The following is a 16,623-nucleotide window of genomic DNA, read 5'->3' as shown; positions in this document are numbered from 1 at the left end:
AGTATCGTTCCTGTGCTGCGCCCACGAGGCCGCCAGCCGGCCTGCGTGGCGTGTTTCATTGTACGTGAGCATCCAGAGAGTGTCCCGCCATGTCCGGCCCTTATGAAAGATTGACCCCCGCCCGGTGGAGCGAAGATGCGCAGGGCGTCCCGCGCAGCGAATGCTATGGCGATGTGTATCACGGTCAGGCGGGGGCGGTGGCGCAGGCCCGCCATGTCTTTCTGCGGGGCAATGATCTGCCGCAGCGCTGGCAGGGACGCGAGGCTTTCACGATCTGCGAAACCGGTTTTGGCTTGGGGCAGAATTTCCTGACCGCCTGGCAGGCCTGGCGTGACGATCCGCGCCGCAGCGCCCGCCTGCATTATCTGGCCTTCGAGGCACACCCGTTTTCAGTGCCGGACCTGCGCCGCGCCTGGGATCGACTGCCCGGCGACATGCAGCCGCTGGCCGACGAACTGGCGGCCGGCTGGCCGGCGCTGCTGCCGGGGGTGCATCGCCTGGATCTGGCGGACGGGCGCGTGAGCCTGACCTTGTATTTCGGGGATATCAGGCGTACCGCCCGGCAGGCGCAGGCCACGGTCGATGCCTTCTTCCTGGACGGCTTTGCGCCTCGGGTCAATCCCGACATGTGGTCGCCCATGGTCTTCGGGCAATTGCGGCGGTTGTCCAGGGTCGGGGCGACGGCAGCCAGCTGGTGTTCCGCCGGCCAGGTGAGGCGCGACCTGCGCGATGCCGGATTCCTGGTCCGCAAGATTCCGGGGCTGGCGGGCAAGCACGAAACGATGGTGGCCGTGCTGCGTCCCAACCTGGGGGTGTCGCCGCCTCCGTGGCGCCGGCAGACCGTGGCGGTCGTCGGCGCGGGCCTGGCCGGGGCGGGGGTGGCCCAGGCCTTGGCCTTGCGGGGGCACGATGTGCAGGTCTGGGATCCATGCTGCGCACTGGACGTGGATGCGGGGATTCGGCAACGGGGGGCCGCCGCCCTGGTGCCCGCCTTGAGCCCGGATGACGATACGCGCTCCCGTCTCAGCCGCGCGGGCCTGAGTCGCGCCTGGGCGCGGTGGCGAGGCTTGGATGACGAGGCGCGGCCCGATCCCTGCGGGGCTCTGGTCTGCGCGCAGACGGCGGATCATGCCGGGGCGCAGCGCCTGGCGCTGTCGGGATTGCAGTTCCCCGAGGCATGGGTGCGCTGGCTGGACGCGGCCGAGGCCGGCCGCCAGGCGAGCGTGCCCTTGCAGCACGGCGGCTTGTGGTTTCCCAGGGCCTTGCGTGTCTGCCCCGGTGCGCTGACCGCAGCCTTGCTGTCGCGGCCCGGCGTGACGCGCCACGCCGCACGGGTGGGGAGCCTGCGGCCCGCGCCAGAGGACGGCTGGACGCTGTTGGGCGACGATGGCGCCGTGCTGGGGCGGGCCGACCAGGTCGTGCTGGCCAATGCCCGGCATGCCGGGCCGTTGCTGGCGGCCTGCGCGCCCCTGTCCGGTTGGCCGGTGCTGGCGGGAATGACGCCGCTGGCCGGGCAGGTCAGTCTCTACCCGGTGGCGCCGTCCGAGTCCGGGATGCCGTCGTGCATTGTGTCGGGCAATGGCTATTGCCTGCCGCCGCGCCACGGCTGGGCCGTGGCCGGCAGCACCTATCGGCCGGGAGGCGCCGATAGCGTGGTGGATCCGGAGGGGCACCGCGAAATTCTGGAGCGGCTCGGCGCATGGCTGCCGGCCGGGGCGTTGCCCTGGCTGGGGCGCGATGCCCCGCTGGGCTGGGCAGGCTGGAGGGCGGCGACGCGCGACCATCTGCCCATCATTGATGCCGTTCCCGGGTTGCCGGGGGTGTGGCTGGCATGCGCCTACGGGTCCAGAGGCTTGAGCTGGTCGGCGCTGGCCGGCGACCTGATCGCGGCCCGGCTGGATCTGGAGCCCTGGCCGATCGAACGTGAATTGCAGCACCGGATTCGTGCGCGCTGACGCGGATCGGTAGCGTCATGCGGGCGAAATCGCCTGGAAATCGGGTGTGAACGGCGGTTTTTGGGCCTGAACCGCAGTCGGATTTTATTTTATGGCGCAAATCCGTCAGAATAATGTCTTTTACAAGACTCATGTGGGCGCATCGCCCAGAGGATCACGCTGTGTCGCCCACCATCGAATTGGCGGACCAACTGTTCGAGACTGGCCCGGTCACCACGACGTCGTCCTGCGTCGAATGGGCCTACCATTCTGATGAATGGTGTTTACGCATTGAAGCCCACGCACCCGGTGTCTACCGTCTGCGTTGCGGCCCGCGCGCCTGGCTGGAACCTGGGAAACTGACGGCGCGGGCGCAGCGCCAGGCCGATATGCTGCTGGCCCGGCACGAAGCCGTCGGCGAATTCGACTGCCAGTCCCCCGAACCCGGGGTCTGGCGCCTGACGCAGGGGGATACCAGCCTGCAGATCGGTGGGGCCGAACCCTCCATCCAGTTGCTGCGCCAGGATCTGCGCGTGGCGCGGGCCCGGGTGTCCTTTCAACCCGCCGTCGGGGATGATGGCGTGCGCATGTGGTCGATCGACTGGTCTTTGGGGGATACCGAAGGCCTGTTCGGACTGGGCGAAACCCAGGGGGATCCCGATCGGCGCGGCAGTCTTCTGGTGTCGGACAGGCCGGCCGATCGCAGCCTGCCGCTGGCCTGGACGCCGGGTGGCTGGGGGGCGGCGGCCAACACGCTGGATCAGGTCGAACACGATACGCGCACGCCTGGCCGCTACCGGGTGCGGGTGCGCGGGGCCGGCCTGGACGTCTTCCTGTTCGTCGGCGATCCGTCTGAAATCCTCAATCAATATACGGCCCTGACCGGGCGCGCCGGCCAGCCGAATCTCTGGCCCATGGGGGTCTGGCTGGATCAGGCCGCCGGGCAGACCGTCGACGACAGCCTGCAACAGATCCGCAGCCTGCGGTCGCAGGGCCTGGCGCTGGATGTCTTGCGCCTGGCCGACCCGGCCATCGTGGGCTTCCAGGCGGACAAGCCGGTCTTTGAATGGTCCGGCCGCGTCCCCGATTGGCGCGCCCTGGTCTCGTCCGCCGAATCCCTGGATATTCATCTGGCCGGCAGCGCCATTCCCGGGGTGCTGCAGGGCACCGCCCTGTTCGATGAATGGGAAGACCGGGGCTGGTTGTTGTGCGACGCCGATGGGGCTGCCTGGGTGTGTCCCGGCACGCCGGCGTCGGGCGGCCAGCCCTTCGGGCTGCTGGATCTGACGCACAAGGACGCTGCCCGGCTGTGGACCGAGCGCCATCAGCAGGCGTTGGAAGACGGCCTGGATGCCCCCGTCTGTCAGGCGCAATTCGATTTTCCGCCGGATGTCGAGGCCAGGGGCGGCGAGTCCGGCGCGGTGCTGCGCACTGCCTATCCGCACCTCGCCCGGCGCGCTCTGTTCGATGCCGTGGCCGGGCCGCGCACGCCCCAGGAAGGCGTCATGCTCAGCCGCGACCTGTTCCCGGGCTCGCAGCGGTTTGCCTGGCAGCAGGGGCCGGACGTGGACAACACCTGGGACGGGTATGCCCGCACCTTGCATGCCGCGCTGTCGGTCGGCAACAGCGGGGTGGCCGTGCAGACGCATGGGCTGGGCAGCGTCTTGCATGCAAGCCGGGACATGTCTCCGGAGCTGTACCTGCGCTGGCTGGCGATGTGCGTGTTTTCCGCCAATTTCAGCTTCCAGGGCCGCCCTGACCTGATGCCGGACGCCTTCGACGCGGACACCCGCGCCATCGTCAAACATTGGCTGCAGTGGCGCTATCGCCTGCTGCCGTACGTGGCCGGCATCATCGACGACGCCGTGCGCACCGGTCTGCCGGTGCAGCGCTCCATGGTGCAGGCGTACCCGGCCGATCCGGATGCGCATGTCTGGGATACGCAGTATCTGCTGGGGCCGGCGCTGCTGGTGGCCCCCGTCATGCAGCCGGGGGGGGAAACCGAGGTCTATCTGCCCAAGGGCGACGCCTGGTGGGACCTGAGCACGGGCTGGCGCTACGAAGGCGGCACCCGCTGGACCGTGAGCGCCGGGCTGGATTCCCTGCCGGTGTTTGGCCGCGAAGGGCATATGCTGTGCCTGGGGCCGGTGGCCCAGCATACCGGCGAAATCAATTCCGCCCGCATCCTGGAAGAAGTTTGGATGTTCGGCATGCCGGAACACAACCCGGTCGTCATGCGCAACAAGATCCGCGTCATGCAGATGCAGGGGTCCAGCTACATCAAGGGGCTGGAGGGCTTGAAAATCCTGCCGTCCGAGGGCCTGGAAGTCAAACGCCGCGGCGCGGAAGTGCGGATTTCACGGGCGCGATGATTCGGTGATCGGCACTTCGACGCGCAGCCCGGGGTTGAAGGCCGGGTTCTCGTCGACCCCGTCGCGGCAGTAGCCCCGGGGGTTGCACAGGACACGGGTGCCGCGCACGACATAATCGAAGCTGTCGTGCGTGTGGCCGTGCACCCACAGGCAGGCGCGGCCCATCAGCCCCGTGCAGTCGGATACGAAGCCGGCGCTGATCAGGGAGTCCTCGAAGCGCGGGTGGACGCTGCGCAAGCTGGGCGCATGGTGCGTGATGACGACGGTCGGCCCGTCGAACGGTTCGTCCAGCATCGTGTCCAGCCAGTCGTATTGCTGCCGGAACAAGGCCGCTGCGTCTTGCGGCGTGAAGCGCGATCCGTCGCCGTTGCGGATGACCTGGAAATCGCGCATGAATTGCCCGGTCTGGTCCATGGCATGGTCGCGCTGGTCGGTGCCGAACAGCTCGAAATCCGTCCAGAGCGTGACGCCCAGGAAACGGACCCCGCTGATGACCGCGGTCCCCTGGTCCAGCAGTGCGATGCCGTGCCGGGATGCGGCTTGCGCCAGTTGCGCCCGCACCCCCGGAATGTCCCCGCCGTAGAATTCATGGTTGCCTGGCACGTACAGGACAGGGCGCGGAATCTGCGCCGCCCATTGCATCGCGGCCAGCGGGCGGGCGATGTCGCCCGCCAGGATGGTGACGTCGGCCTGGATGTCGGGCAGGGCCAGGCCCTGCATGCTGAGATGCAAGTCGGATACGATGTGCAGCCGCAGGGCTGCGGGATCATGGGATTCTGACATGGCGGTCAGCCCTCCCTGGGCTACTTGACGAGATTTTCATATGATGTCAAAATTTAATGCTTAGGTTGGGTCGTTAGCTCAGTCGGTAGAGCACCGGACTTTTAATCCGTTGGTCGCGCGTTCGAGCCGCGCACGACCCACCAATTCTTCCTGGATTCATCCATCACTTCGCCGAATGGGCTGCCAGGCCCGCGATCAATTCGGTCACCCCCGCGCCTTTCTTGTCGCATGCCTGCCTGAAGCAGCAAACATCCCTATGGATATTCTGCGGCCAGATTCAAGGCGTGTGAATATGTGTTTCCCCGCATTCCAAAGCACGCCGTTCCAGGCGTGCCGGATCCCGGCCAGGCGCTGCCGCGCCCTTCGGGCGCGACGTCCCCGGACCGCTCATTGCGTGTTTTGTGTGTTTCCGTGCTGTCACGCCGCTTGGACGGCCGGGCTGGCCGTGCGCGGGTCGCACCGGGCCGCAGCGATAGCGACCGCCGTGGTCCGTCTGGGCGGCGCATCCGTCCGGATTGAACTGTACGGATCAACCGGACGGCGCGTTAGCGTCCGATGCCGTGGCCGTATACCAGCCGGCCGCCCAGCCAGCCGCCGGCCGCCAGCGCGGCAAAGCCGAGAGCGTCGATCGCCAGCGCCAGGGCGTCCGGGGCCAGCGGCTGCAAATGGTCCTGGCCGATCAGCAGGCGGGCGGTGAAGAGCGCGAACGCCGCCAGCATGATGCCCATATGCCAATACGTGTCCCGCAAAGCGGGCCCATCGGGGATCCGGGCCAGCTCCATGAGCCCCGCCGTCATGGCGGCCAGGGCCGTGAGACAGCCGACCGCCAGCAGCCCGGCGGACCATTGCCAGGCGGTTTCACCGAACCACAGGCCGGCGAAGTCGGCCAGCGTGGCCAGCGACCAACAGGCGACGGGGAAGTGCACCAGCGCGGGATGAAGAGGATGGCGCATGGCGTTACAGGGCGAGGCTCAGCAGGGTCAGGAAGCCGATGACTGCCAGTGCCGCGTGCAGGATCACGACAGCCTTGGGCGGCAGGGTCTTGCGCAGATGGAAGGACGCCAGAAAGAACCCGCCCAAGGCGGCGATCAGCAGGATGATGAAGCCGGTCAGCACCTGCTGGGCGGTATTGCCCTGCACCAGCATGGTGATCAGCAGGATCAGGCCGATGGCGCCCAGCAGCGCGTGCAGCACGGATAGCGCCCAGGGCGCGAATTTGCCGCGCAGGACGTGCGCGGCAAGGATCAGACCGCCGACGGCGGCGATGGCAAAGACCAGTAGGGTTGCGGTCAACATTTGGATTTTCTCCTGATGGGGTCATGGCCGGTTATGGCGCGTGCTCTTCCGGCCTTGCCCAATAGATGCTGCTTCGCCCTCATTCGTTTCACGCGGGCTGTCCGCTACCCTCGTGGAGGGACGCCTTGTAGAATCCAGGGATGTTCGACATGCCGCCAGGGAGGGTTTGATGGCACTGCGAGATGCGCCGGGCGCATGGCTTGCCGGGGGCATGCGCCGCTTGCCCCGGGGCTTTCCATGAATCGCCGTCGCGCAGTCCTGGCGGGCGCCTGGTGCCTGCTGGTAGTCCTGACGGCCGTCGCCGTCGCGCTTTGGCAGTGGCAGGTCCAGAGACAGCGCTTCGTGCAGGAAAGCACGGCCTTGTTGCGGCAGGCCTCTCAGCTGGTGGGCCAGCATGATGCCCATTTGACGACTTTGTCCGCGGTCGCGCTGGCGCCCGATGATCCGGACCACCACCTGTTCCTGGAAGTCGCCCAGTCCGTGCGTCGCTATTACCCCCGGATCAGGGAGATCTGGCTGGTCCCCCTGGCCGGCCCTTTGAGGGCGGTCGGGCTGGGCGCGCCGGACCAGGCGGTGTGGGCGGCGGTGCGGCATGCCGCCCTGGGTTCGACGGGGCAGCCGGCGCTGATTCCGTATCCCGGGCGATCCGATGGCTATCTGCTGGTCAAGCGCAGCCCCAATACGGCGGAGGCCCGGTATGGGCTGGCCCTGGGGGTCGATACGGCGCAATTGATCCAGGGAAACGATGGGTATTGGGACCAGGATCGCGCTGCAAAACGATTGATGCTGCCGGGCGGCAGGACACCGGACGAGTTACGGGGCGGGTGGCTGAATCTTCATTTTTCTCAGGAGCTGGGCAGCGCGTCCCAGGCGCTCGTGCTGGATACGGCATTTCGGATCCAGCCGGCCGCCTTGCTGGACCCCGCTGTGCTGGCCTTGGCTGTTTTGCTGGTCAGCGCGGTAGGCGCGGGGCTGGCGCTGATCCGGCAAAGCCGCGCCCGGGCCCGCGCCGCGCTTGAACAGGCGCGGATCAGCGCGCTGGATTCGCGCCTGGCCCATGCGCATCGTGTCAATGCCATGGGCGAGATGGCCAGCGGTCTGGCGCACGAATTGACGCAGCCGCTGACCTCGATCCTGGCGCTCGCCCAGGCTGGCCGCAGGCTGTTGGCGCAGGGCGACCCGGTCAGGGCGACGCAGGCGCTGGATGATGTGGTGGTTCAGGCCAAGCGGGGCGCCGCCCTGCTGGAACGCTTCCGTCACTGGTCGCGCCCCCGGAGCCAGCCACCCGCCGTGGTGGACGTGCGCCGGGTGCTGGATCATGTCCATACGCTGCTGGCATCGGAATTGGCCGCGCATCGGGTGCGGTTGCGGATCCAGGCGCCCGATGAGCCTGTCGGCATTCGCGCCGATGCGGTCCAGATGGAGCAGGTGGTCTTCAATCTGCTGCGAAATGCGCTGGATGCCGTCGGCGCCCTGGAAAACGAGGCCCATATCGAAGTGACGCTATCCCAACGGAACGGCCGGGTCATCCTGCTGATCCGGGATAATGGGCCGGGGGTGCCCGAGCCATTGCGAGCGCAACTGTTTTCGCCCTTTGTCACGGGGCGCGAGGGGGGTACAGGCCTGGGCCTGGCTCTGTGCCGCCGCCTGGTCGAGCGGGTCGATGGCGAGATCACCCTGGTCGACGACGGGGCTGCCGCAGGGGCCTGTTTCAGGGTCGAGTGGCCTGCCTGTCCGTTTCCGGGGCGTTCCGAGGGAGATGACTGATGGCCCATCCGGTCTATCTGGTGGATGACGATGATGCCGTGCGCCAGGCGTTGATGCTGCTGCTGTCCACGGTCGGCATCGAGGCGCAGGGCTTTGCGGATCCGCAGCGGTTCCTGGCGCAGCGCGGGCGCCTGGCGCCCGGCTGTCTGGTGCTGGACATCCGCATGCCGCAGGTGTCGGGGCTCAAGCTGCAGCAGCAGCTGGTCGATGAGGGCCTGGACTGGCCCGTGATCATCATGTCGGGTCATGGCGACATCGAGGCCTGCAGAAAGGCCTTTCGCCAGGGGGCCGTGGATTATCTGTCCAAGCCGATCGATGAGCAGGACCTGATCGATGCCATCCAGAAGGCGCAGGACATGCTGTCGGCGCGCCTGCGGCGCCAGGCGGAGTTGTCCGAACTGCGATCGCTGCTGCAGGCGCTCACGCCGCGTGAGCGTCAGATCCTGGACCGTGTCGCGGCCGGCTATACCAGCCGGGAGATTGCCGAGGGCCTGGGCCTGTCCGTGCGCACGGTGGAAAGCCATCGCGCCGCGATCGGCGCCAAGCTGGGCACGACGTCGCAGGTCGAAATGAGCCGTCTCTGGCTGGAGGGGCAGGGGCTGTTGTCCGCGGGCGCCCGGCGGGAAGCCTGACCGGTGTCTGCGTAGATCTACGGAGATCCGCGCCAGGCCTACGAATATCGCTGAAACGGCTGCGATCTTAAGATTTCCCTCACTACTTCTCTGGAGAAATCTCATGATCCGTTCGTTTGCCGTCGCTGTCGCCCTGCTGTCCCCCTTCGCCGTTTCCGCCAAGGATCTGCCGACGCAGCCTTATCTGCCTCTGGACCTGGCGGTCAAGGCGGCCGATGTCGCGGTCAAGACCTGCGCCGCCAAGGGCTTCAACGTCAGCGCCGTCGTGGTCGGTCGCGACGGTTCGACTCAAGTCGTGCTGAAGGCGGACCGCTCGGGCCCGCACACGGTCAGCAGCGCCCAGGGCAAGGCGTTCACCTCGGCCGCCATGGGCCGCGATACGGCAGGCCTGGCTGACTTCATCGCCTCCAAGCCGGCCAATGACGGCCTGCGCGACATGGATCCCCGCATGGTGATCCAGGCGGGCGGGCTGCCCGTCAAGTTCGAGAAAGCCTTGGTGGCCGGTATCGGTGTCGGCGGCGCCCCCTCGGGGGATATCGATGCCGCTTGCGCGACCGAAGGTCTGAAAGCTATCGGCGCCACGCTGTAAATCCGTTCCGGATCATGCAGGGGAGCTTTCCGGGCGGCGTGTTTCCGCCCGGATGACGATGGCCAGGCCGGCCAGCAAGGCCGCCAGGCCCGCGTAGGCCGGCGCGTCGGGCCGTTCTCCCACCACCAGGATGGCCAACAGAAAGGCGGTCACCGGTTCCATCAGCGCCAGCGACACGCCGCTGGCCGCGCTGATGCTGCGCAAACCCGTGGTGAACAGCAGATAGGCGATGCCCGTGGCGGCCACTCCCAGGAAGCCGACCACCAGCCAGCCGGATGAGGTGATCTGCAGCGGCCCGGCCTGCAGCCATGCGGCTGGCAGCGCCAGCACCGCGCCCACCGAGAACACGCCCAATGTCGTGACGGAAGGCGCCGACCGGTGGACCAGTTTCTTGTTGATCAGCGCATACAGCGCGTAGGTCAGACCGGATGCCAGGCACAGGCTGATGCCCAGCGGATCCGCCAGCACGTCGCCGCCGCGGCCGGACACCAACAACACGCCGCCGCCCACCGCCAGCAGGGTGCCCAGCCACCAGCCCCGGCTCGGCCGCGCGCCCGACAGGATCTGCAGCAGCCCTGCCCAGATCGGACCGCTGCCCAGCGCCAGCGCCGTGCCGACCGCCACGCCAGTGATCTTGACCCCCGCGAAGAACGTCAGGTTGTAGCCTGCCATGCAGGCGCCCGCCCAGATGGCCTGTTTCCAGCACAGATCGGACAGCTCGCGGCCCAGGCGGGCCGGACCCAGAAGCCAGCCGGCATAGGCCAGGAAAAAGAGCGCCGCCACCAGCAGGCGCAGGGCCCCCACCCAGTAGGGGGACAGCGCCGCGTCGGAGAAGCTCTGGGCGGTGCCCGTCGTGCCCCAGCACAGGCCTGCTGCCAGTACCAGCAGGGCGCCGCGCAAGGGGGTTCCCGGGGCCGTGGATGAGGGGGATGACGAGTTCGTGTGTGCGTTCATGGCACGATGATGGCTGCTTTCCGGCAGGTGAACTGTCGAGAAACGCGCGTGGATGGCGAGCGGGGCGGCCGTGTCGCAGGGTGGTCGGCGCGGGCGCCTGAGGGGCGTCAGTCCCGGGATTGGCGCAAGGTCCTGGCCGTGGCGCCGAGGTCGCGCCGCAGCGCGTAGGCAAGGGCGCTGGCGGATCGGTAGCCGACCCGCGCGGAGACTGCCTCCAGGGTGACCCCCCGGGCCAGCAGGCGGCTGGCCTGCTTGAGCCGCAGCGCGCGCAGGTAGTCGCCGGGTGTGCTGCCGCTCAGTTCCAGCAGGCGCGCATGAAAGCGCTGCGGGCTGAGATGGAAAATCGCCGCCATGCGGGCGGTGTTCCAGGATTCGTCCAGGGCTGGGGCGAGGGCGGCATCCAGACGGGCCAGATCGAGCCCCCGGCGCGAGGGCAGCACGGCCGGCAGGCCCAGCAACAGGGCAAGTTGCCGGCCGGCGTCGCCGTGCTCGTCCAGGGCGCTGCAGGCCGGTGTGAGCGCGAAGCGGCGCAGCCGTGCCAGACCCGCTGATTCGGGGGCGTCGATCACCAGGATGCGGGTGCCGGGCCGCGCCTGGTAGGCATGCCGGGCCCCGGCTGGAATGATCAGGCCGCAGGAGGGGTCCGTGAACGCCGCGTGCCCGTCGATGTCCAGTTCCATGCGCCCAGCCAGCGGCACCATGACCTGGACGTGCTCGTGCGTGTGGGCATGGGCTTGTCCGTCGTAGTGGCGCAGGGAATTGACGGGTTCTGTGAGCGACATGGCGCGGCGCGGGCTTCAGGGCGGGGAGCTTGTATCGCCTGTAGCTTACTATTCATTTCTCCGATCGTCTGCGGTCCCCTCGTCCTCTTGCTGAAATCATGCTGGCATTGATTATTTTCGCGGTCACTTTGGTCCTGGTGGTCTGGCAGCCTCGCGGCCTGGGCATCGGCTGGACCGCCCTGGGCGGCGCCCTGATCGCGCTGCTGTCGGGCGTCGTCCAGTGGGCGGACATCGCGACGGTCTGGGACATTGTCTGGGACGCCACCTTCACCTTTGTCGCGCTGATCATCATTTCCCTGATTCTGGACGAGGCGGGGTTCTTTTCCTGGGCGGCGCTGCATGTCGCCCGGTGGGGGGCGGGCCATGGGCGCCGGCTGTTCGTCCTGATCATCGTCCTGGGCGCAGTCATTGCCGCCTTTTTCGCCAACGATGGCGCCGCATTGCTGCTGACACCCATCGTCATCGCCATTCTGGCTCGTCTTCGGTTCGCGCCTAACGCAACCCTGGCATTCATCATCGCGACCGGCTTCGTCGCCGACACCACCAGTCTGCCCCTGATCATCTCCAACCTGGTCAATATCGTCAGCGCCAATTATTTCGGCGTGGGGTTCGGGCGGTATGCGGCCGTCATGGCGCCGGTGAATCTGGTGTCGCTGGCTGCTACCCTTGGGGTCCTGTGGCTGGCCTTCCGCCGCCAGGTGCCGGCATCTTATCGGGTGGATGAACTGGAGCCGCCCCGATCCGCCATCCGGGATGCCTTGATTTTCCGCGCGGCGCCGCCTTTGCTGGCCCTCTTGCTCCTGGCCTATTTCATCACCGCGCCGTTCGGCATTCCCGTGTCGTTCGTGACCGGCACGGCCGCGCTGCTGCTGATGGCCATTGCGGGCCGGTGGTGGCGGGCCGGCCGTGGCGCCGTGGTGTCGGTGGCATCCGCCTTGCGTCATGCCCCGTGGCAGATTGTGCTGTTTTCCATCGGTATGTACCTGGTGGTCTACGGGCTGGGCAAGGCCGGCCTGACCGACAGCGGCGCCGGCGCGCTCGGCTGGCTTGCCCGGCAAGGGGATTTCCTCGCCACCGTGGGAACCGGGTTCCTGTCGGCTGTCGTGGCCTCGGTGATGAACAATCTGCCGTCCACCCTGATCGGGGCGCTGGCCGTCGGCCAGGCGCATGTGTCCCCCCATACCCGGGAACTGATGGTCTACGCCAATGTCATCGGCAACGACCTGGGGCCGAAGTTCACCCCGATCGGCAGCCTGGCCACCCTGTTGTGGCTGCATGTGCTGGCGGGCAAGGGCTATGGGATCAGTTGGGGGCGGTACATGCGGATCGGCATCCTGATCACCCCGCCGGTCCTGCTGCTGACGCTGACGGCCTTGTATGGATGGCTGGCCCTGATCGGCCCGGCGGCCTGATCCCCGAAAACGCCTCGGCCCGGCAGGGGCGCGCCGGTCGGCGCGGAGAACCGCCCTTCAGGGCTCGATCAATTCTCTGGGCTCGTCCGCCCAACGTTCCTTGAATATCAGGATGTCCGGCAGGCAGCGCTCGAAGGCCTCGACGAGCGCGGGTTCGAAGTGGCGGCCGCTTTGCTGCCGGATGTGGTCCATGGCCTCGTCCACGGGCCAGGCGGGTTTGTAGGGGCGGATGCTGGTCAGGGCGTCGAACACATCCGCCAGGGCCACGATGCGGGCCGCCTGGGGAATGGACGGGCCGGCCAGGCCGTGAGGGTAGCCGCTGCCATCCCATTTTTCATGATGGTGCAGGGCGATGCTGGCGGCAAGCCGCAGCAGGCCGGAGGGGTGTTCGCCGATGATGCGGGCCCCGATGATGGGGTGCTGGCGCATGATGGCCCATTCGGCTGCGTCCAGCTTGCCGGGCTTGAGCAGGACGCCGTCCGGGATGCCGATCTTGCCGACGTCGTGCATCGGAGCGGCATGCAGCAGCTCGTCGGCGGCTTCGTCGCTGTAGCCGATCTCGCGCGCCAGACGCCAGGCGTAATGGCTCATGCGCACGATGTGCAGGCCGGTCTCGTTGTCCCGGTATTCCGCGGCGGCCCCCAGGCAGCGGATGATCTGCAGCCGGGTTTCGCGCACTTCGGTGGCCTGCACCAGGGACAGATGCGTGCGCACGCGGGCCTGGACGATGGGCGGGCTGAACGGCTTGGCGATATAGTCCACGGCGCCCAGTTCCAGCCCTTTCTGCTCATCCGAGGCTTCATTGAGCGCCGTGACGAAGATGACGGGAATCGGGCGGGTGACGTCGTCGCGTTTCAGCGCGGCGCAGACTTCGTAGCCCGACATGCCGGGCATCATGATGTCCAGCAGGATCAGGTCGGGCCGGTCCTTGGCGACCAGCGACAGGGCCGTAGGGCCGTCCTTGGCGAACAACAGGCGGTAATCGGCCTGCAGCGTGTGGCGCAATACCTGCAGGTTCGTGGATTCGTCGTCCACCAGCAGCAGGGTGCGGCGCATGTCGAGCGGCGTGTTCATGCGGGCGTTTCCTCGTCCAGCCAAGCGCCCAGCAGGGCGCTGGCGCGGTCGAAGTCGAAGCTGTCGATGGCTTCGCGCAGCGCCTGGGATCGGGTGTGGTGGCCGTGCGCGCTCAGGCCGGCGCAGACCGTGTCCAGGGCCGGGTCGTCCAATTCGTGTCTAGCCAGCACGGCGCGCAGCGCAGTCATGGTGTCCAGCAGTTTCGCGGGCGGAGCTGCCGGGGATGGGGTCGTGGCTGCCCGAGGGGCGGAGGTTTCGATGGCGGAGCGGGCTTCCCGGTGAGCGGCGTCCATCAGGGCCCGCAGATGCGGGATGCGGGCCTGGGCGACATGGGCCAGGCCCGCCCGCGTCTGGTCGTCCAGGTCCGCCGCGCAGCGGGCCACCGCCGCCAGGGCCAGGTTGCCGGCGGCGCCCCGCAGGCCGTGCAGGCTGAAGTGCAGGGCGTCCGGGTCGACCGCCGCGTCGTCGGCGGCGGGCAGGGGGTATTGGGCGGCCGCCTGGTCCAGGAAGCCCAGGACCCGTTCGGCCAGGCGTTCCCGGGTATCCCAGAGCGCGACGCCCCGGGCCCAGTCGATTGCCGGTTCGGCGGCGGCGGGGCGCGGCCGGGCAGCCGCCGCGACCGCCGCCGGCTGTCCGGTCGTCACCCGGGCCATTTCGGCGAACAGGCGCGGCGCATCCAGCGGTTTGACGGCAAAGCCGTTCATCCCGGCCTGCTGCGCCTGTTGACGGTCGTGGGCCATGACGCTGGCCGTCAGGGCGATGACGGGGGTGGGCCGCAGGTCGTGTCGTCTTTCGTGCTGCCGGATCAGGCGGGTGGCCTGCAGCCCGTCGGTGCCCGGCATGTGGACGTCCATCAGTACGACGTCGAATGCGCCCGCCATGAATTTTTCAAGAGCTTCCTGGCCGTCCCGGGCCGGCGTCACCTGGTGGCCCTGAGCCTGCAGCGTCAGGGTCAGAAGCTCCAGGTTCAAGTCGATGTCGTCGGCGATCAGCACGTGCAGCGGGGGCAACGCGGTCGGCTTGTCGGCGGAGGGTTCGTGGACGGGCGCTTTGCCCAGCGGCAGCGGCAGCCAGATGTGGAAGGTGCTGCCCTGGCCGGGAATGCTGCTGACCTCGATCCGGCCTCCCATGGACTGCACCAGTTGCCGGGCGATGGTCGTGCCCAGGCCCGTGCCGCCGAAACGCCGGCTGATCGAGGCGTCGGCCTGGGTGAATGGGTCGAAGATCGCCCGGATCTGATCCGGGCTCATGCCGATCCCGGTGTCCCGCACCTGTGCGTGCACGATGCCCTGTTCATACGCGAAATACAGCTCGACCCCGCCGGTTTCCGTGAATTTGATGGCATTGCCCACCAGATTGGTCAGGATTTGCAGCAAGCGCAGCGTGTCGCCCTGGAAGTACTCCGGCATGCTGTCGGGATAGTGGGTGCTCAGGCTCAGGGCTTTGGCCTGGGCGCCCAGCCGCAGGGATGATTCGATCTGGTGCGCCAGGGCTTTCAGGGAAAAGTCCCTGCTTTCCAGTTCCACCCGGCCATGCTCCAGTTTCGTGGTGTCCAGGATGTCGTTGATCAGCCGCAGCAGCGTGCGCGAGGACTGGCCGACCGTATTCAGGTAATTGCGCTGGATGGGGGTCAGGTCGGTCTGTTGCAGGAGTTCGGCGAAGCCGATGATGGAGTTCATGGGGGTGCGGATTTCGTGGCTCATGTTGGCCAGGAACCGGGTCTTGGCGGCGGCGGCCTGTTCCGCCCGCTGCGCGGCGTCGCGCAGGGACGCTTCCAGGGCTTGGCGGTCGCTGATGTCGGTCAGCATGCCGACGTAGAGCCGTTCCGTGCCGATCAGGTTCACCCGGCCGACGGCCAGGCGCAAGGGCATCTGCGTGCCGTCCTTGCGTCGACCGGTGACTTCGCGGCCCGTGCCGATGATGTGGGCTTCGCCCGTGGCGTGATAGCGTCGCAGGTAGCCGTCGTGCTCCGAATGATAAGGCTCCGGCATCAGCATCTTGACGTTGCGGCCGACGACCTCGTCGGCGGCGTAGCCGAACAGGCGTTCGGCCGACGGGCTGAATTCCTGCACCGTGCCGTGGCCATCGATGGTGATGAGGGCATCCACCGCCGTGTCGACGATGGCCCGCAGGCGCGACTTGCTCAGCTCCATCTCGCGATACAGCTCGCGGGTGTGGATCAGGCCGTTCAGCGCCGCCACCAGCACGCCGATGGTGAGGGTCAGGGACGACAGGGCCAGGGCGCCGTAGGTGGCGTCCACGCGGATGGTGTTGTCGGCCAGGCTGGGTTCGCCCAGGAAGCGCGCGGCCGCCATGCCGGTGTAGTGCATGCCGGCGATGGCCACGCCCATGATGACGCCGCTCAGGACGAAGCGCAGGCGCCCGTCCAGCCGGGTCTGCTGCAGTCCGAAGCGGATCCACAGCGCCAGCATGGCCAGTCCCACGGCGACCCCGATGGAGAGCGCGAACAGGGTGGGATCGTAGCGCATGGCCAGCGGCGTCATCATCGCCATCATGCCGGTGTAGTGCATCAGGCCGATGCCGGCCCCCATCAGGGCCCCGCTGATGACCAGCAGACTGCGCGGCAGCACCTGGCGCGACAGCATGTACAGGGCCAGCCAGGAGGCCGCCCAGCCCGGCAGCAGCGACAGCAGGGTCAGCCCCATGTCGTAGTGCACCGGGGCCGGCAGCGTGAAGGCCAGCATGCCGATGAAATGCATGGCCCAGATGCCCCCGCCCAGGGCGATGCCGCCCATGGCGATGGCGATGTGGCGATAGGACCGGTTCTGGGTGCTCAGGGCGATGTGCGCCGTGTGCAGCGCCATCAGGGACAGGCAGACCGGGACCAGGACCGACAGCAAGACCAGGCCGGGCTGATAGGTGCCCTGGACGAAATGCGTCCCGTCGGCTGCCGTCAGAAAAAAGGAATCCATCATCATGGTCATGGCGCTGTGGGGTGGGGGCGGCAAAGAGAAAGGGAGATCACGGTACGGGTTTACGGCAGCGGCGGTCGAAGCTTAAACCATCG

At 67.9% G+C, this 16,623-nt stretch carries 13 protein-coding genes and 1 tRNA gene; 7 read left to right on the top strand and 7 right to left on the bottom strand.

Going from position 1 to position 16,623, the window contains the following annotated elements; translation table 11 throughout:
* The first annotated feature begins 89 nt into the window (after positions 1 to 89).
* Positions 90 to 1,955, top strand: coding sequence for an FAD-dependent 5-carboxymethylaminomethyl-2-thiouridine(34) oxidoreductase MnmC (gene mnmC / locus WBG56_RS07825; RefSeq protein ID WP_424266966.1), 1,866 nt, complete (start codon positions 90 to 92; stop codon positions 1,953 to 1,955).
* Positions 1,956 to 2,224: 269 nt separating this feature from the next.
* Positions 2,225 to 4,306, top strand: coding sequence for a glycoside hydrolase family 31 protein (locus tag WBG56_RS07820; RefSeq protein ID WP_424267040.1), 2,082 nt, complete (start codon positions 2,225 to 2,227; stop codon positions 4,304 to 4,306).
* On the opposite strand, the gene WBG56_RS07815 is transcribed toward WBG56_RS07820, so the two are convergent.
* Positions 4,292 to 5,089, bottom strand: a complete 798-nt coding sequence (locus WBG56_RS07815; protein ID WP_424266964.1) for a metallophosphoesterase — start codon at positions 5,087 to 5,089, stop codon at positions 4,292 to 4,294. The two genes, WBG56_RS07820 and WBG56_RS07815, sit on opposite strands and share 15 nt — an antisense overlap.
* 67 nt (positions 5,090 to 5,156) lie before the next feature.
* On the opposite strand from WBG56_RS07815, the gene WBG56_RS07810 reads away from it, so the two are divergent.
* A tRNA-Lys gene (locus WBG56_RS07810) sits at positions 5,157 to 5,232 on the top strand.
* 402 nt (positions 5,233 to 5,634) lie between these two features.
* Here WBG56_RS07810 and WBG56_RS07805 read toward each other — a convergent pair.
* Together WBG56_RS07805 and WBG56_RS07800 are read right to left on the bottom strand one after the other, a co-directional pair.
* A complete protein-coding gene (locus WBG56_RS07805) occupies positions 5,635 to 6,042 on the bottom strand; it encodes a DUF2231 domain-containing protein (protein WP_424266962.1) in 408 nt (135 codons plus the stop codon).
* A gap of 4 nt (positions 6,043 to 6,046) precedes the next feature.
* Complete coding sequence (locus WBG56_RS07800; protein WP_424266960.1) at positions 6,047 to 6,385, bottom strand: hypothetical protein; 339 nt, start codon at positions 6,383 to 6,385, stop codon at positions 6,047 to 6,049.
* A 237-nt stretch (positions 6,386 to 6,622) separates the two neighbouring features.
* Between WBG56_RS07800 and WBG56_RS07795 the strand changes: the two genes are divergently transcribed.
* The 3 genes from WBG56_RS07795 to WBG56_RS07785 all read left to right on the top strand — a co-directional run bounded on the left by WBG56_RS07795 (position 6,623) and on the right by WBG56_RS07785 (position 9,373).
* Positions 6,623 to 8,152, top strand: coding sequence for a sensor histidine kinase (locus tag WBG56_RS07795; RefSeq protein ID WP_424266958.1), 1,530 nt, complete (start codon positions 6,623 to 6,625; stop codon positions 8,150 to 8,152).
* Positions 8,152 to 8,784: a response regulator transcription factor gene (locus WBG56_RS07790; RefSeq protein ID WP_424266956.1), complete on the top strand. Its 633-nt coding sequence runs from the start codon at positions 8,152 to 8,154 to the stop codon at positions 8,782 to 8,784. The genes WBG56_RS07795 and WBG56_RS07790 overlap by 1 nt, the downstream gene beginning before the upstream one ends.
* A 103-nt stretch (positions 8,785 to 8,887) precedes the next feature.
* A complete protein-coding gene (locus tag WBG56_RS07785; RefSeq protein WP_424266954.1) occupies positions 8,888 to 9,373 on the top strand; it encodes a GlcG/HbpS family heme-binding protein in 486 nt (161 codons plus the stop codon).
* Positions 9,374 to 9,385: 12 nt separating this feature from the next.
* On the opposite strand, the gene WBG56_RS07780 is transcribed toward WBG56_RS07785, so the two are convergent.
* Positions 9,386 to 10,327 (bottom strand): DMT family transporter, encoded by a 942-nt coding sequence (locus WBG56_RS07780; protein ID WP_424266952.1) that lies wholly within the window; start codon positions 10,325 to 10,327, stop codon positions 9,386 to 9,388.
* A gap of 107 nt (positions 10,328 to 10,434) precedes the next feature.
* Complete coding sequence (locus WBG56_RS07775) at positions 10,435 to 11,109, bottom strand: helix-turn-helix domain-containing protein (RefSeq protein WP_424266950.1); 675 nt, start codon at positions 11,107 to 11,109, stop codon at positions 10,435 to 10,437.
* A gap of 95 nt (positions 11,110 to 11,204) precedes the next feature.
* Here WBG56_RS07775 and WBG56_RS07770 point away from each other — a divergent pair, with 95 nt between their 5' ends.
* On the top strand, positions 11,205 to 12,521 hold the full coding sequence (locus tag WBG56_RS07770; RefSeq protein ID WP_424267038.1) for an arsenic transporter: 1,317 nt from the start codon (positions 11,205 to 11,207) through the stop codon (positions 12,519 to 12,521).
* A gap of 57 nt (positions 12,522 to 12,578) precedes the next feature.
* Here the strand turns inward: WBG56_RS07770 and WBG56_RS07765 are convergent, their stop codons facing one another.
* A complete protein-coding gene (locus tag WBG56_RS07765; protein ID WP_424266948.1) occupies positions 12,579 to 13,595 on the bottom strand; it encodes an HD domain-containing phosphohydrolase in 1,017 nt (338 codons plus the stop codon).
* Entirely contained in the window at positions 13,592 to 16,540 is a 2,949-nt protein-coding gene (locus WBG56_RS07760; RefSeq protein WP_424266946.1) for an MHYT domain-containing protein, read from the bottom strand. The genes WBG56_RS07765 and WBG56_RS07760 overlap by 4 nt, the downstream gene beginning before the upstream one ends.
* Positions 16,541 to 16,623 lie beyond the last annotated feature (83 nt).

The sequence above is a fragment of the Castellaniella sp. genome, assembly GCF_049671645.1.
Classification (GTDB): Bacteria; Pseudomonadota; Gammaproteobacteria; order Burkholderiales; family Burkholderiaceae_B; genus Castellaniella.
The sequence above is the reverse complement of the archived record's forward strand: the minus strand, read 5'-3'. Positions and strand labels throughout refer to the sequence as shown.

Bases quoted from the DNA above. Each gene is read 5' to 3' on its own strand.
- mnmC (WP_424266966.1), top strand. From the start codon at position 90: ATGTCCGGCCCTTATGAAAGATTGACCCCCGCCCGGTGGAGCGAAGAT.
- WBG56_RS07815 (WP_424266964.1), bottom strand. From the start codon at position 5,089: ATGTCAGAATCCCATGATCCCGCAGCCCTGCGGCTGCACATCGTATCC.
- WBG56_RS07805 (WP_424266962.1), bottom strand. From the start codon at position 6,042: ATGCGCCATCCTCTTCATCCCGCGCTGGTGCACTTCCCCGTCGCCTGT.
- WBG56_RS07800 (WP_424266960.1), bottom strand. From the start codon at position 6,385: ATGTTGACCGCAACCCTACTGGTCTTTGCCATCGCCGCCGTCGGCGGT.
- WBG56_RS07795 (WP_424266958.1), top strand. From the start codon at position 6,623: ATGAATCGCCGTCGCGCAGTCCTGGCGGGCGCCTGGTGCCTGCTGGTA.
- WBG56_RS07790 (WP_424266956.1), top strand. From the start codon at position 8,152: ATGGCCCATCCGGTCTATCTGGTGGATGACGATGATGCCGTGCGCCAG.
- WBG56_RS07785 (WP_424266954.1), top strand. From the start codon at position 8,888: ATGATCCGTTCGTTTGCCGTCGCTGTCGCCCTGCTGTCCCCCTTCGCC.
- WBG56_RS07780 (WP_424266952.1), bottom strand. From the start codon at position 10,327: ATGAACGCACACACGAACTCGTCATCCCCCTCATCCACGGCCCCGGGA.
- WBG56_RS07775 (WP_424266950.1), bottom strand. From the start codon at position 11,109: ATGTCGCTCACAGAACCCGTCAATTCCCTGCGCCACTACGACGGACAA.
- WBG56_RS07765 (WP_424266948.1), bottom strand. From the start codon at position 13,595: ATGAACACGCCGCTCGACATGCGCCGCACCCTGCTGCTGGTGGACGAC.
- WBG56_RS07760 (WP_424266946.1), bottom strand. From the start codon at position 16,540: ATGACCATGATGATGGATTCCTTTTTTCTGACGGCAGCCGACGGGACG.